This window comes from Dyadobacter sp. SG02, assembly GCF_900109045.1.
Taxonomy (GTDB): Bacteria; Bacteroidota; Bacteroidia; order Cytophagales; family Spirosomataceae; genus Dyadobacter.
The window spans coordinates 49582-64828 of record NZ_FNYL01000015.1; the positions used below are offsets into that span (position 1 = coordinate 49582).

General features: G+C 52.6%; 10 protein-coding genes. 2 read left to right on the forward strand and 8 right to left on the reverse strand.

The genetic code is table 11. From position 1 onward, the window contains the following. Window positions 1–28: 28 nt before the first annotated feature. Entirely contained in the window at window positions 29–433 is a 405-nt protein-coding gene (locus BMW93_RS28360) for a hypothetical protein (RefSeq protein ID WP_090384486.1), read from the reverse strand. A gap of 249 nt (window positions 434–682) precedes the next feature. Between BMW93_RS28360 and BMW93_RS28365 the strand changes: the two genes are divergently transcribed. Then, on the forward strand, window positions 683–2395 hold the full coding sequence (locus BMW93_RS28365; RefSeq protein WP_090384490.1) for a tetratricopeptide repeat protein: 1713 nt from the start codon (window positions 683–685) through the stop codon (window positions 2393–2395). Between the two features lies 1 nt (window position 2396). On the opposite strand, the gene BMW93_RS28370 is transcribed toward BMW93_RS28365, so the two are convergent. The 5 genes from BMW93_RS28370 to BMW93_RS28390 all read right to left on the reverse strand — a co-directional run bounded on the left by BMW93_RS28370 (window position 2397) and on the right by BMW93_RS28390 (window position 9472). Further along, window positions 2397–6203: a right-handed parallel beta-helix repeat-containing protein gene (locus BMW93_RS28370; RefSeq protein ID WP_177194229.1), complete on the reverse strand. Its 3807-nt coding sequence runs from the start codon at window positions 6201–6203 to the stop codon at window positions 2397–2399. Window positions 6204–6287: 84 nt separating this feature from the next. Continuing rightward, complete coding sequence (locus BMW93_RS28375; RefSeq protein ID WP_090384496.1) at window positions 6288–7307, reverse strand: phage tail protein; 1020 nt, start codon at window positions 7305–7307, stop codon at window positions 6288–6290. Between the two features lie 24 nt (window positions 7308–7331). Further along, window positions 7332–7853: a phage tail protein gene (locus tag BMW93_RS28380; RefSeq protein WP_090384498.1), complete on the reverse strand. Its 522-nt coding sequence runs from the start codon at window positions 7851–7853 to the stop codon at window positions 7332–7334. Between the two features lie 67 nt (window positions 7854–7920). Beyond that, window positions 7921–8940, reverse strand: coding sequence for a phage tail protein (locus tag BMW93_RS28385; protein ID WP_090384501.1), 1020 nt, complete (start codon window positions 8938–8940; stop codon window positions 7921–7923). A gap of 25 nt (window positions 8941–8965) precedes the next feature. Then, window positions 8966–9472, reverse strand: coding sequence for a phage tail protein (locus BMW93_RS28390; protein WP_218147746.1), 507 nt, complete (start codon window positions 9470–9472; stop codon window positions 8966–8968). A 181-nt stretch (window positions 9473–9653) separates the two neighbouring features. On the opposite strand from BMW93_RS28390, the gene BMW93_RS28395 reads away from it, so the two are divergent. Then, window positions 9654–10043: a hypothetical protein gene (locus tag BMW93_RS28395; protein WP_090384505.1), complete on the forward strand. Its 390-nt coding sequence runs from the start codon at window positions 9654–9656 to the stop codon at window positions 10041–10043. A 207-nt stretch (window positions 10044–10250) separates the two neighbouring features. Here the strand turns inward: BMW93_RS28395 and BMW93_RS28400 are convergent, their stop codons facing one another. Continuing rightward, entirely contained in the window at window positions 10251–11771 is a 1521-nt protein-coding gene (locus BMW93_RS28400; RefSeq protein WP_090384508.1) for a RagB/SusD family nutrient uptake outer membrane protein, read from the reverse strand. A 21-nt stretch (window positions 11772–11792) separates the two neighbouring features. Further along, complete coding sequence (locus BMW93_RS28405) at window positions 11793–15110, reverse strand: TonB-dependent receptor (RefSeq protein ID WP_409013124.1); 3318 nt, start codon at window positions 15108–15110, stop codon at window positions 11793–11795. Window positions 15111–15247 lie beyond the last annotated feature (137 nt).

The following is a 15247-nucleotide window of genomic DNA, read 5'->3' on the forward strand; positions in this document are numbered from 1 at the left end:
TACTCCGGCATTCGCGTACTTGGGAAAGTCATCCAATCATTTCCGGGGGTGGTGTGGTCCGGTTCAATATCCCTTTACCAGGCATGTAGAACGCTTCGGCGAAACAGGCTATCGTAGTCAGCAATTCGTCCTCTTTTACCCATTCCCTGGTCATGCGGCAGACAGGCAGATAGCATTTCGCAAAGTCGTTCATCATTTTGAGGACTGTTCCCAAAGGCGTGGGCGGTGTTTTCGCCAAATCGGTTTCCAACATCCGTTCCGACAGTTCTGCAAACGTATGCCATGCGGAAGCGCCTGCCCGGGGCATCTCACTTTTCTGCATTGCTTCACTGGTGTGCCTGAGCGTGTTCCCCAGGCATAACTTCGCCAGCGACAATCCCAGCGTGTGGGAAAGCAGCAGTACCAGCAAACCAAGGCTTACAACACTTTTCATGCTTAGAGTTTCCTAAATCTACAAAGAATGCGGCTCCATTTTTTGTAGTAATTATTCATTTTATTCAAACAAATCATTAAAAAGTGTTCTTTTACAGATTCCGGGTCAACTTTCCAGCTGGTTACCTCAAAAACCGCAAAGTAATTCGGTTTGCAATTGCCGCCTGATCACCGATCGTTGGCATTAAATTGGCCTCCCCAAACCCTTAGTCTCTGTTATTGATAATCCGCGGTATGACCGCGCTGACCCATGAACCGCTCCTTCGTTGCTTTTCTTGTTACCCTACTCTTCGCGTCGAACGCTGGCAGCGCGCCGGCACAATGGGACCATTTACTACACAAAAACTATCCGCAGCGCTATAAGGATTTAGGTAAAATCTACCTCCGGCTGATCGACAACTTTGATTCTACATCGGTATTCCGTGAGATCGCCTCCTTGAAAAGTTGGGCAAAAACGCACCAGGACAACGAACTCGAACTGGAATCGGACCTGTTGAAAGCCTATTACCTAACCATACGGTACAAAAACCAGACTTCCCGCATCGCCTCGATGCTCCATGAACTCGTCGTAAAAGCGACCGACCAGCACTACAAACAACTCATCGCGCGGTCACTTAAAGTGCTGGGGGATTATTATTGGTCCGATGGCAGAAATTACGAATTGGCATTTGAAACCTTCATTCAGATGGAAAGCATTCTGAATGAAATAGGTACAGACGAATTTCCCGACAAAAGCTATGCGCTGAGCAACATCGCCCACGCCTACTACAATTTTTCGGATTACAAAAAGGCATTATCCCTGTTTCAGCAAATCCTGACTTTAAAATTCAACCCGGACATGTACGCGGGACACAACTCGTCGCTCGTTTCGACTGCCGTGATTTACCGTAAGCTCGGCAATCTTGATTCGTCCGATCATTATTTCCGAAGGGTACTTCGCAAAGAATCTCCGGGGAACTACAAGGTTTGGGCGGCCATTGCGAAGGGCGGACTTGGCGAAAATGCTTATTTGCGGGGAAATTATGCCGAAGCGATGCCTTTGCTGCAAGCCAATATCGATGAAGCCATTCTACAAAAAGATTATGGTTTGGCTGCCCAGTCGCTGATCTCTCAGTCGGATATATATTTAAAAAACAATGCTTTCGACAAGGCCGGGCAGCTTATCCATACGGCAAGGCATTATCTGGATGTTACGCATCCCGAACGATACAGGCATTTCCAGGACGTGTACACCGTTCTGGTAAAGTTATCTGCCGCGCGGGGCAACCCGAAACTGGCGGAGGCATATCTGGACTCCGCTATGTTCGCCAAAGACAGCATGAACCGCAAATACAATGAAAAACTGATGCTGCGGGCACATCAGAAAATGGAATTACAGGAGCTCAGGGGCAAGATGGAAAAGGCAGAATCCGACCAGAAACTGAAAATAACTGAGCGCAATCTCTCATTAATCCTCGTGCTGCTTGTGGCCGCCGTGGCCGTCTACGTTTATCGAACCCAACGCAAACGGCACAAGCAGGCCCAGCTTTTAAAGGAGCTCAAAATCGGGCAAAAGGAACAGGAACTGGAAAACGCGACCTTGCAATTGAACGAGTTTGCCCGCAATATTTCCGAAAAAACCAAGCAGATCGAAGCATTGGAAAGCAAACAGAGCCCCGATGCCGAGGCCCTGATGCAATTGCGTCAAAGTACCATCCTCACGCAGGAGGATTGGGATTATTTTAAAAAGCTCTTCGGCAAGGCGCATGGCGACTATCTCCATCGCCTCCGCGAGAAATTCCCCGATCTCACACAGGCGGAAATCCGGTTTATTGCCCTCGCCAAACTGGGCCTGGGCTACCAGGAAATGTCGGTCACATTAGGCATCAGCAGCCATGCCGTGCGTACGACCAAATACCGGTTGCTGAAAAAAATCGATGTGCCCGACGACCAGAGCCTGGAAGAAGTCGTGATGCAAATCTGACTTATTCGATCGCCACTTTCCGCGTCTGTACCACCGCGCCCGTTCGTACGCGCAGGAGGTAAATGCCTTTGGGCAAATGGTCTACGGAGAATGTCACTTTCCCGTTTTTCAGTTCGTTACGCATCACCGCTACACCTTTCGTATCGAGCAGCTCGACGTTCCCCGAAACCGTACCTCCCGCCGTCAATTCCAATTGCAGCAATGTCGTTGCCGGGTTAGGGAATACCTGCATTTGAAATGTATGACGGTGCTCTGCCGTGACAATCTGACTATATGCAAATGATCCGTCTATATCTATCATTTTCAAGCGGTAATAATTCAATCCGGCCAGAGGCTCGGCGTCGCGCGCCGAGTAACGATGCCCCCCGCTACCCAAAGCCGCAGGTTGTTCGGGCAACACCTCCCAATGCCGTGCGTCGGCGCTGCGGTGTATTTCAAAATGGCTGGTATTAACCTCCTCGGCTGTGAGCCATTCGAGTAATGTGTTTTTTTCAACCGCTTTGGCTGTAAAACTGACGAGTTTCAAAGGCAGCGGATCGGCATTGCTGACAAAGAACCCGCTGAAACCGGTCACATTAAAACTGATTTCCCACCGGTTGAGGTCGCCGTTCCAGACGATATCGGTATCATCGGGATCAATAGTGGTTGTATCGCCGCTGTACGAGCCAGGCTGCCCTGTGGCCGATGTGCCGTGATATTGAACCACAAGCAGATGGGTCTTACCCGTGCCATCCGAAGGAGATGCCGGAAGTTTTGCGGCACCTGCGGCGACATTGAATGCATCGAATTCGGATTGAAGAAAAAAGAGTTTGATCCGGGCGGTCGCATTTTCCGCATTAGCCGCCGGGAGGATTTCGTAATGTCTTTGTACAAAATTCACCGCTCCATTAATGATACCTCCCTCCACGAACGTCTTCGCCTGCACGCTCCCGATGACGGGCGCCGCGCCCATAGGCGTTACCTGTGCCAAAACACGGCATCCGGTGGCTATAAAACCAGAGGTTGTACCACCAATGACATTGTTTGTCGCCACATCGCCGTCCTGCGACAAACTCGTCCCGTCACGGTAAGATTGAAGCTCGAAAGCACCGATATCGACCATTGTATCAAAAATTCTCACCTGCCGGAGAATATCCGACGGGGCGGTCACAAAAACATTCACTCCCTTATTGATGGCCGGGCTGCAGGGAAGCGGTTTTAGTCCGTCGTCGGCTGTCATCCATTTCCCGTCGGCACCGGCGGGAGTCGGCTGGTTTGCAAAAAATGGGTCCTGGGTCAGAATAGAAGTTCCGGCATGACCGTCCTGCACAAGAGAAAACAATACATTGGGTGTGGCCGAGTTGTCGTAAATGCCGGCCGGTGCCGGGCCACTATTTCCCCAGATCAGCGTGTTGGAAACAGTCGGGTGCGCCAGCAGGTAATTATGCATTCCCGCGCCCTGGATAGCGCCCGAATTCCCCGCAATGGTACAGTTCTGAATGGTAGCACCGCTATTATAGCCATTGAAAATACCTCCACCGCCGTTCGCAGCAGAATTACCGGCAATGATACAATTGGTGATCAACGGGTTAGCCGATACTCCGAAAACATAAATGCCCGCTCCGTCGAAACCGGCATTTCCTGTAAAAACGCAGTTCGCAACTACCGGCGATGCGGTATACAACACAAGCCCCCCTCCTCCGAAAGCAATCACATTTGAGCCCAGGATATTTTGCTCAATACCTGCCCCGTCCGAGTTACCACCCCGGACGATGAAGCCGTCGAGCCGGGCCGTAGTGTTATTGAGTACCGAAACAACGGTATGATAGGTGTTATCCGAGGCATTGGAAGGTGCACCGATATCGCCGGAAAGGATCGTCTGGTTCGCACCCGCATCCCGCTGACCGAGCGTTATCTCGTCCCCTTTGAAACCTCCGTAGATGGCAACGTTGTCGATTAAGTAAAAAGCATTGTTCCGCGAGCCCGTCAGACTTGCATTATAGGGAAATCCGGAAGGCTTGTAGGTACCTGCTCTCACCCATATTTCGGTGATACCCGTGCACCCGTAGGCCACATTCAGCGCGGTACTCAGGTCGCCCAGGGCATCTTCCCAACCCGAACCTCCTCCGGACGCCCCTTCCGCGACGTACAAACGGTTTGCAACGACAGTCAACAGCGCGCTGTTCGAGAAAGCGTCGCCACAACTGTTGCTGATTTTGACCTTGAATTGACCGCCGCTATCACCGGCACCGATGTTGTGGACCGTCAGCATGGCCGTGTTGACGCCACTATATTTACCGTCATTTGCCAATGGCGTGTTCCCCAGGTACCATTGATACGCCAATGTGGCGGGATTGTCACCCGTAACCGAAAACACAGCCGAAGAAGCACCGGCACACGTTGTGACCTTGCCCGGATGTGTGCCGATCGTTGGACTCACACCTGTTGCGAGGACAGCACGCGCCGTCGGATCGGAGTTTGTCAGATACCCCGCCATCACATTGACGCTTCCCGGCCCAAAACCGGTTGCGGTGTAGGTTGCAGTGGCCTTGCCGTCGGCTTGTATGGCGCTTTGCGCGCCCGAAATATTCCCGTTCTCAGCGCTGAAACTCACAGGCAAGCCGATCACCTGGCTGAGATTGCTTAATGACATGGCCGTGCCCGCAGAATTATTCAGGAAGCTCGCAGTCACGGTAGCCTGGCTCGTCGACGGGAAACAAAGCGCAGCATTGCTTACAGTCGGTTTCAATACCAGGAAGGGAACGGTCGTGAGTGTACCCGTGCCTAACTCACCGATGACCCTCGCGCCCTCGCTGCACGTACCGGCAGCCTGCGGATCGGTATTGCATCCCCACCAGTTGTTGGTGGCATTAATAGCGCCGTCTACCGATTTTCGTATCGATAGGGCCTCCTTCACCGTGCCGCCCAGCGTGTTCCCTGAGAAGGCATTGTAATTGATATCGACCGCAAAGTCGCTGATGACGGAAATAGCGCCGCCTTCACTGCTCGCAACCGCCCCGGTGTTGTTGTTGACGAATTTGTTCTTTTCAATTTTGGTGTAAAAAGAAGGACTTGAAGCGGACTGAATGATCCTCAGGCCAATAGCGCCACCCGAAGTAAAAAGCGTCGATGTGACCGAGTTGCCCGTAAATGTGGAATTGGTGATCGTTGCGCTCCCCGTTACCTGAATGCTTCCGTTAAGATAGGCGATCTGGATCGCCCCGCCGCTGCTATTGTCAACCAATGAAGCAGCCTGGTTGTTCGTAAATGTGCAGTTATCTACCGTAAACGTCCCGCCTCCGCCCACCGCCACCGCGCCGCCGCCCGTGGCTTGGGCTACGTTGCCCTCGAATGCCGAGTTGGTAATGGAAATAACGTTATTGGGCCCTCCGCAAAGGATGGCGCCGCCTCCGTAGTTATCGTCTGAATCCTTTCCGTTCGTAAATTTGATCCCTGCTATCGAAACCGTAACGTCCGGCACCGTCCCAGGCGGATTGATAAGGAATATGCGGTCCCGCAGCGTGTTCGTCATGTTGATCACCGTCAGACCGGCCCCTGCGCCTACGATCGAGATGTTGACCGCCTGCGTACCAAACTCAATCGTCCCGAGTGTAAGGTTGTACGTTCCGGCGGGCACATTGATCGTGTGCGGCCCACCGCCAAGTGCGTTGGCGGCCAGTATAGCCCCGCGAAGCTGCGAGGGAGCGCTGCCATCGGAGGTCTGGGTTACATTAAAAGTATTCGCAAAAGCATCCGTCATCAGGCTGGCGAACAGCATTGAAAACGCCAGAAGCTTACTTGTGAAAAAGCCGGTAGATATTTTAGTCATAGCATACATTTTTTGTATTTAAAGCCATCGAAAGCACCGGGGCTGCTCCTGTCCGGAGGGAACAGATATAGCCCGGTGTCACGTTTAGGTCCTTGTGGGATAGAGGCCGTGGGAACAGATCCAGTATCCGATTGCCTGGAATGGCATCATGTTATTATGCGGCTTCCCCTTGCCTGATTCTCCGAGGGCGGCGGGGTTCATATTCACACCCGTCCCCAATTCACTCGCAAAACCGTTAACAGCCGGCCGGCCGTCTTCATTAGCCCAGACATTTTTATCCGGACGCAGCGAATTGCCTCTGAGACTGGCCTGAGCCGGATGGTAATGTCTGGGCATCTGTGCAGTGGTCAGTTTTACATTTTCTTCTCCCGCCGTTTCACCGGGCTTATAACTATGAAGACCTTGAGCAGGCTCCCGGTTGCCGACCCAACAGACAGGCGCTCGTCCGCGCAAATCAGGTATCGCGAAATGCGTGGTGCCATCGCCGCCGTAAATCGTGCCGATTACATTATACAACAGGGCGTATTGATTGATATCTAACAGGCGCCCGTCGCAGGGAAACCAATCTCCCGGATCTATGCCCTTATTGCTCGCAAAGGCCTTGATGTCTCCTATATATGCTTCAGCGCCCCTCAGTACACCCTCCGCGCAAATGGCATAGTTGACTGCCAGGTATGGCGACATATTATCGTGTGGAATACCAAAGCCCACACTTTGAACCGCCTGATCGCCCATGGAGTCGTTGCTTTGCGTGACATATCCGGCGTTGGCAGGCCAATAGTGACCTGCTGGTGTGGGACTATTTGCAACATTCGTACTCGCAACGGCCTGATGGCGGTGCCCGGGCATTTCATCCAGCGTAAGTCCGTGCTTCTCTTCACCGCCACTGGCAAATTCGGGACGTGCCGGGCCATTGCCGATCAGCACCCGGTCACGCAGGTCAGGCACTTTAAAATTGTTGGCATCACCACCGAATGTCACACCAATCATTTGAAATAAACCAGGATACTTGCTTGCATTCAGTGTTCTGCCATCACATGGAATCCATTTCCGCATGGTATCGGGAAAAGCAAACATTTTGATTTCGGAAATAAGGCTGGCCATAAAATATCGGTTAAGGGTTGAATATTATTTCTCTAAATCAGGAAACACAGCCATAGTACAGATGAAGTAGCTAACAGCAAGGACCGGTATGCGATTCTCATGCGGCTGACCTTCCCCTTCGGCCCGAATACTATCTATCCCCATTTGAGAAATGATAACGTCGTTCGGAGCATACCGGCGGCCCCCCTCTGCAGCAGCCGACCAAAATGCATTGCCCGCGCCTTGAGTATTGGTTTTGTCCGCAGTGCTGCAAGCCGGGATGTGCCTGTGCGCTGGCAGGCCGTCCAATGGTAACTCCACAAACTCGGAGCCTCCTTTATGCCCTACCGGATTGCGCTGGCTTTGTCCCAGCGGAACACGCGACCGTAGATCCGGCAATGCAAAATTCGTAACACCGTCGCCACCGTAGCGGGTGCCTATCAAATGAAATAACGGGACATAATCCTCGCATCGCAGAAGCGAACCATCACAAAACGCCCAGTCCCCTGGCGGCACATAAGTGCCGCCAAACAGCCTGATTTCACCTATAAATTGATCTTCATACATAATGCTTGCTATTGAATGTGGTGTTTAGTATAAAAGGTATTGTCATCAAAGCGGCAGAAATTGCGGTTCAGCTCTTCAAGGGCATTTCCCCGCCAGCGGAGATCCTGTATTCCATTGTTTGGTAAGGCATCATATTATTGTGCGGCTCGTCCCCGCCCGATTCGCCAATAGCCAACGGGTTCATTATCGCGCCTTGGCCTTTCTGGCTGGCAAAACAGTTGACAGGCGGACGGCCGTCTTCATTAGCCCATACCTGGCCATCTGGCTGCCTTGTTGTGCCCCGTGTGCTGGCCAGGGCGGCATGACTATGCCGGGGCAACTCTTTGGTGGTGAGTTTTACCAAAGCTTCACCAGCCTTATCTCCAATGAGGTACGGAGAAAGCCCCTCGGGTTTACCCGAATTGACAGTCGCCCGACCCCGCAAATCGGGTAATGCAAAATGTTTGTCGTCCGGGCCGCCGAAGGTGTGCCCGATCACAGAATACAAAGCCCGGTAACTCTCCACCGGCAAAACAGTCCCATCGCACGGAAGCCACCAGCCCGCATCGAAGTTCCTGGGAAAGGGCCTGATAGTACCTATAAAATCATCCGTAACCCGATAATTTAGTCCGGGATACAATCCCACGAGACAAATGGCATAGGTTATCGCCAGGTATGGCGACATGTTGTTATGGGCAATGCCGCCCCCCACCAGTTCGGTAGCCAGCTCGCTCATGTCGTTGTTGCTGCGGAGCATATATCCGGCATCGGACGGCCAGAAATGGCCTTTCGGGTCCGCGCTGTCCGCCCCGTTGACGCTCGCCATGCCGCGGTGGCGGTGCTTAGGCATTTGCTGGTGCGTAAGTTGATGGGTCTCTTCGCCTCCACGGGCAAATGCCGGGTAACCCGGACCGTTACCGATAGTCACCCTGTCGCGGAGATCAGGCAGCCTGAAATAGGTGCCATCACCTCCGAAAGTAGTTCCGATCAGCGAGTAAAGCGTCCTTGTGGAATCGTTCACTACAATTGCTCTTCCATCGCAGAGCGCCCAATCCCGTGGCGCGTATGAAAAAGCGAAACTCCTGATTTCTGAAATATAAGGCTGCATAAAATATCGAATGATGAATGGTTAGTTATGCTGGACTTGGGTATAAGCCGCTGAGCGCGATGATATAGTTGACGGCAAGAACCGGCATCCGGTTTTCGTGCGGTTCACCACCACCTTCCTGTTGTATACTTTCAGCATTCATGCCGACGCTCCCCGGGGCTGGCGCGTACCTCAATCCACCTTCGGCTGCGCCGGACCAGAAGGCATTCGTCGCGTCTTTTGTATCAGGCTTGTCATCGGTACTACACGCAGGTAAGTGCCTGTGCGCAGGCAAGTTCTCCACACTCAAATCTGCTAGTTCCGAGCCTCCCTGATGGCCGGGGAGATTACGGAGACTTTGGCCCATGGGTATCCGCGACCGGAGATCCGGCAATGCGAAATTGGTAATACCATCGCCACCATAGCTTGTACCGATTAGCTGGAACAACGCGTCATTCTCCTCGATCAAAAGAAGAGAACCGTCGCAGTAAGCCCAATTCGCGGGAAGCACAGGTCCGCCCAATGCCCTGATTTCACCCAAAAATGGATCCATAATCTGATAGGTTTTTGTGATTTAGGTTTCAGGCAAATAAGCATCTTATGTCACCGAAAGACTAAAAAACGGCGTCACAAAAACGTCACAATTATTAAAACACGGTCACATCGCACAAAAAACCCGCCCTGAATCATTCCAGAGCGGGTTTTGTTCATGATGCAAAGAAATTTTGAAAACGATGCCAATCCCCGAACGCTCCCCCTACATACGTGTACTCCCAGGCGCGGATACGCTCGACATTATCCTCAAAAACACGCACTTTCCCGACGACCTGCTTTCAGGAAACGTCGAATGCCATTCAAGGTGGGAAGAAGGCACTCCGGTTTTGGTATTCCGGTTCAAACAGACCGCCTACGATTTCAGCGAACCGCTTGTTCCTACTGAACTGAAAGGCGGAGAAAGGGGCTGGCTGCAACCGCGACTGATTCAAACAAGATTACTACTCGCAGATAATGTAGTTACAGATCAGGTGACAGCCCGGACATTTTTTTTAACAATGCAAGAAAGCGACGAAATCCGAAAAGTTTTCGAACAGACCAACAACAGGACAATGCCGTCAGGCATGTAACATCGGTAGCAACCGAAAACATAAATGTCTACCGAAATGCCCTTGGGCATGTAACAACAATGCATCGCAGGCGCATTGCCGCGGCATTGTCGTTACATCCCTGCCGGGATTTATTCGCTTTTTTTGATCCGCCCTATTGCTACCAATATTACACGCTACGCGATTTTATCAGGTCATTCCACCCGTTCCACGGCGGATCATTCAAAATTAATACCCCGGATTCTGCGGCATCAAATTCGGGTTCACCTGCAACTCCACGCGCGGGAGGGGCATCAGGTAATCGCGGGTCGCATTGAAACTATCGTGCGGTTCCAGTGAGTTGGTGCCTTTGAAAACCTTTTCACCCAGGTTGCGGCGCTTGATATCGTACCAGCGCTTGTACTCGAATGCGAGTTCGAGGCGGCGTTCGTCGAGGATCAGGTCGATCATTGCCTCTTTTGCAAGACCTGCCTTTACGTCCTCGGGGAAAGTCGTTTGCTTGCCGGCCCAGTTTCTGGCGCGGGCCCGGATCTGATTGATATAGCCCAGCGCCTCCGCATTAGGACCGTTCACTTCCACCGATGCTTCGGCGGCGATGAGCAGGATCTCGGCGTAGCGCATCGCGGCGTAGTTATGGTCGGAATCGCGGCCTTCTGAATTGGAATTACCTGCAAAACGGGCGTATTTGGCAATATGCGGGCGTTTGGTGTTCGTAAATTCGGTGTATGGAACGAGCTTGCCGCCGATCAGCAGCGAGTCGTCGAAACTGACTTCCTTGCGGTAATCGCGGTTATCCCAGGTGTTGTACACTTTCATCGAAGGTACGATCACGCTCCATCCGCTACGTGGCGCGTCGCCTCCGCGTACGCCTGTCATGGGCGCCATAATGTCGTCGTTCGCACCGCCCTCGCCGGTTTTCATACCCAAAAAGTCGATATCGAAAATATGCTCCTTCATATTCGGGGCCTGGGGCGCTTTGAACAGGGTTTGAAAATCCGCTTCAAGCGCGTACCCGAACTTGTCTTTGTTGTCGATCACCCATTTTGCTTCGGTATAAGCCTTCTGGAACTGGCCCATCGTGAGGTGCACCGAGGCCAGGTAGGAAGCGGCCGTGCCCTTGGTAGCGCGGCTCCGCACTTCCGACGGCTGTTTGTCGGGCAGCCATTGCTTGGCAAATTCCAGGTCGGCGATGATATTGGTATAAACCGTTGCCGCAGGCGTTTTGGAAATGGATTTGACGGACTCCGGGTTACTGATAAAATAATCGATGTAGGGAATGTCGCCGAATACCTGTACGAGGTGGAAATAGGCGAACGCGCGGATGAAACGGGCCTCGGCGATCAGCGGGTTACCGGTGGCTTCGGGCAGATTGAGCGCTTGCGCGCCGAAAATGGACGCATTGGTCGAGCTGATAACCTGGTACCAAACCGGCCAGAACTGGTTGACCATGTTGTTGTTATCATCCATATTGAAGTCGTTCACCTGCTGGCGTTCGGCCGGCGTACCGCGGTCGCCAATGTCCTCCATGTCGCTCCGCAGCATGAGCGCCGACACAAACTGGCGGCCGTAAAGGCGTTCGGTAGCCATCCAGCCGTAAGCGCCCATAATGGCTGTTTCCACATCTTTGGAAGTCCTGAACAATGCCTCGGGCGCGAGCAGGCCCACGGGCTTCTCGTCCAGGTCCGCACAGCCGAGCAGCATGGAAAGCGCCGCGGTCAGGATTATCGATCTATTGAATAAATGCTTCATTTTTGATGTCCGTTTAATGCTTTAAAAACCCAGGTTCAGGCCGATGGTGTACGATTTCGCGTTCGGATAGCTGCCGTAGTCGAGGCCGAGGTTACGGTTGCTGTCGGTGTTCCCGTCCGACGAGTAGTTCACTTCCGGGTCGTAGCCTTTGTACTTGGTGAATGTCAGGATGTTCTGGGCGCTGGCGTAAATGCGCAGCTTGCTGATATGCAGCTTTTCGAGCACGGGTTTGGGAAAATTATAACCGATAGCCAGGTTTTTCATCCTCACAAAACTGCCATCCTTCACCCACCGCGTCGATACCCGGCGCGTGCGGCCGACCGCCGCTTTCGGCACGTCGGTATTGGTATTGGTCGGTGTCCAGCGGTTCAATGCTTCGGTGGTCGCATTGTTGATGGCCGAGAGCAGGTTCAATTCCATCAAAGTATAGCTCAGCATATCGTTGCCTTTCGAAGCCTGGAAAAAAACATTCAGGTCAAAACCCTTGTAACTGAAATCGTTGCTCATTCCCCAGGTGAATTTCGGGTGCGGGTTACCGATGATCGTGCGGTCGTCGCTGTTGAGCATGCCGTCGGGCTCGCCTGTGAGCTGGCCGTTCGCGTCCTTTTTACCATTAATATCCCTGAATTTCTCGCCGCCCGCTACCGTTTCGAAGCCGCCGCCGGGAATGAAGCTATCGCCATCCTGGTACACGCCGTCGTAGATCCAGCCATAGAAACTACCAACCGGATAGCCTTCGCGCAATACCTGGGTTTGACCCATCCCTACCATGTGCCCCGGTGCCGAGCCGTAAAGAATATCCGTGCCTGCGGGCAGTTTCAGGATTTTATTACGGTTTAAAGAGAAGTTAATATCCGTACTCCATTTGAAAGCACCCACGAGGTTGCGGGTATTGAATGTAAACTCGATTCCTTTGTTTTCAACCTCGCCGATATTCTGTAACTGGTTGGTATAACCCGAATACTGCGGCAACTGCACGCTAAAAAGCAAGTCTTTCGTGACGCGGCGGTAGTAATCGGCCACGAGGTTGATGCGGTTGTTGAACAAACTCACATCCGCACCGAAGTCCAACTGATGCGTTGTTTCCCAGGTAAGGTCGTCGTTGGCGACGGTGGTCGGGCGCACGGCGTTCGTTGGTGATCCGTTGATAACGGCATACACATTCGAGAAGCGGGCCATCGTTTGGTAAGGCTCTATCGCCTGGTTACCCGTCAGTCCGTAGCTCACGCGCCATTTCCACTGGCTGATCGCCGAAATGTTCTGCATAAAAGGCTCGCTCGACATTTTCCATGCAAATGCGCCGGAGGGGAACGTAGCCCATTTGTGGTTTTTACTAAAATTCGAAGAGCCGTCCTGCCGGATATTGGCCGTAAACAAATACTTGTCAGCCAATGAATAAGTGAGACGTGCATAATAGGAAGCGAGTACCCATTCCGTAAGCCCCGAATTCGGGCTTTGCCACACCGACGAGCCGCCCAGGTTCCAGTAAGAAACCGCATCCGTAATGAACGACTGCCCCGAGCCGCCCCAGGTTTCACTGGACGATTTCTGGTAGGAATAGCCCGCCATGACCGACAGGTCGTGCGCACTGCCGATTTTTTTGTTGTAGGTCAAATAGTTCTCATTCAACAGCAATGTACTTTTTGAACCATTTACAGTCGCTGCACCTCCAACGTTCCGGCCGTCATTCAATGTAGTCGGCGTGAACGTGCCGGTACGGCCACTGTTGGTCGTGGCACCCAGCGTCACCCTGAATTTCAGGTCTTTGAGAATATTGTATTCGGCGTAAAGGTTGCCCTGGATGCGATCGGCCAGCGACTCGTTTTCCAGCTGTGTGGCAATCGCATAGGGATTATCGATCGGATCGCTGAGGCGCCCTACCGTAAAACGACCATTAGCGTCGCGTATCGGCTGGTCGGGTTCGAATTTCAGTGCCGCCGACATTACTCCCGGCGTAAGTCCGCCCGAGCCCTCCTGTGTACGCGACTGCTGGCGCGACACGCGCTGCGCGAAGAGGTTCAAACCCAGTTTCAGCCTCTTGGTGGCATTGATATCGATATTGCTCGTCACCGAATACCGCTTGTAACCCGAATTGAGGATAATACCTTTCTGATCGTAATAAGCGCCCGATACATAATATTTCACCGCCTCGCTGCCGCCTGCTACCGACAACTGGTGGTTCTGAATGCCGCCACGACGGAAGATTTCGTCCTGCCAGTCGGTATCGGCACCTTGCGAAACGATGGTCGGACGGGCCTCCTGCACATAGTCGAGAAATTGCTTCGCATTGAGCAAATCGAGGCGATTGATCTCCTTCTGGCTTGAAAACGAAGTATTGAAGTCGATACGCGGCTTACCCGAAGTACCTTTTTTGGTCGTCACCATGATCACGCCGTTGGCGCCGCGCGATCCGTAAATGGCTGTGGCCGACGCATCTTTCAGGATTTCAATCGATTCGATATCCTCCGGCGGCGGCAATGTACCGCCAACAAAACCGTCGACCACGTAAATAGGATCGCTGCTTGCATTAATGGAAGTACCTCCGCGAATACGCACCTTGAAATTCGAGCCCGGCTCACCGTTATTGGCCTGGATCTGCACGCCTGCGGCGCGGCCCTGCAAAGCCTGCACGGTTCCTAATGCCGGATAAGCAGTCAGTTCCTGCGATTTCACGGATGCTACAGAGCCGGTAATGTCGCTTTTCTTAACCGTGCCATAACCTACCACGAGCACTTCTTCGAGCGATTTCTGGTCTGTTTTGAGACTAATATTGATCTCTGTCCGGCTCCCTACCTGCACTTCCTGCGGCTCGTAGCCTACGAAGCTGTAAATGAGCACAGTATTAGCATTTTCGACCCCCAAAGTATAGTTCCCATTAGCGTCCGTGGACGTGCCCGTTTGTGTACCCTTCACAAGGATATTTACGCCAGGCAAGGGCTCGTTTTTCTCCGCATCGGTTACGCGACCTTTGATCGTCACTTCGGTACCGGCCTGCCAACCGCCTTTAACCGAAGCCTCAGGCTCCCCGGAGTTCCATTTCGGCGTTTCCGAGGGCCGTATCACGATATTTTTACCCGAAACTTCATAGGTAAGCCCCAGCGGCACCAGAAAATCCTCCAATACCTTCGAAAGCTCCTGGTTCGATTGCTGGATCGTCACTTTCCGGCCCGACTGGATCATTTTGGAGCTGAAAATAAACCGGACGCCGGCCTGCTTCTCGATCTGGTGCAGGACTTTCTTCACTTCCAGGTCCTGGGCTTGCAGGCTGATGCGCTTGTTGAGCAGTTCCTGTGCGCGCACGTCCGCCGCGAACGCATTCCCGACCAGCCAAACCGACATTATCAATTGTGCGACGCTTATCCGCATAAGAACTAACCATTTACGATGGAACTGTACCGGTATTTTCATAAATTTGAACGGTTTTGTTAATTGAAACTTGGCAAAATCTTCCTCCTCATCCCATTTGCGTGAGATGT

Excerpts from the sequence above, each read along its gene's own strand:
- BMW93_RS28380 (WP_090384498.1), bottom strand. The coding sequence starts at position 7,853 with ATGTATGAAGATCAATTTATAGGTGAAATCAGGCTGTTTGGCGGCACT.
- BMW93_RS28375 (WP_090384496.1), bottom strand. The coding sequence starts at position 7,307 with ATGGCCAGCCTTATTTCCGAAATCAAAATGTTTGCTTTTCCCGATACC.
- BMW93_RS28400 (WP_090384508.1), bottom strand. The coding sequence starts at position 11,771 with ATGAAGCATTTATTCAATAGATCGATAATCCTGACCGCGGCGCTTTCC.
- BMW93_RS28390 (WP_218147746.1), bottom strand. The coding sequence starts at position 9,472 with ATGGATCCATTTTTGGGTGAAATCAGGGCATTGGGCGGACCTGTGCTT.
- BMW93_RS28395 (WP_090384505.1), top strand. The coding sequence starts at position 9,654 with ATGCCAATCCCCGAACGCTCCCCCTACATACGTGTACTCCCAGGCGCG.
- BMW93_RS28370 (WP_177194229.1), bottom strand. The coding sequence starts at position 6,203 with ATGACTAAAATATCTACCGGCTTTTTCACAAGTAAGCTTCTGGCGTTT.
- BMW93_RS28385 (WP_090384501.1), bottom strand. The coding sequence starts at position 8,940 with ATGCAGCCTTATATTTCAGAAATCAGGAGTTTCGCTTTTTCATACGCG.
- BMW93_RS28365 (WP_090384490.1), top strand. The coding sequence starts at position 683 with ATGAACCGCTCCTTCGTTGCTTTTCTTGTTACCCTACTCTTCGCGTCG.
- BMW93_RS28360 (WP_090384486.1), bottom strand. The coding sequence starts at position 433 with ATGAAAAGTGTTGTAAGCCTTGGTTTGCTGGTACTGCTGCTTTCCCAC.
- BMW93_RS28405 (WP_409013124.1), bottom strand. The coding sequence starts at position 15,110 with ATGTCGGTTTGGCTGGTCGGGAATGCGTTCGCGGCGGACGTGCGCGCA.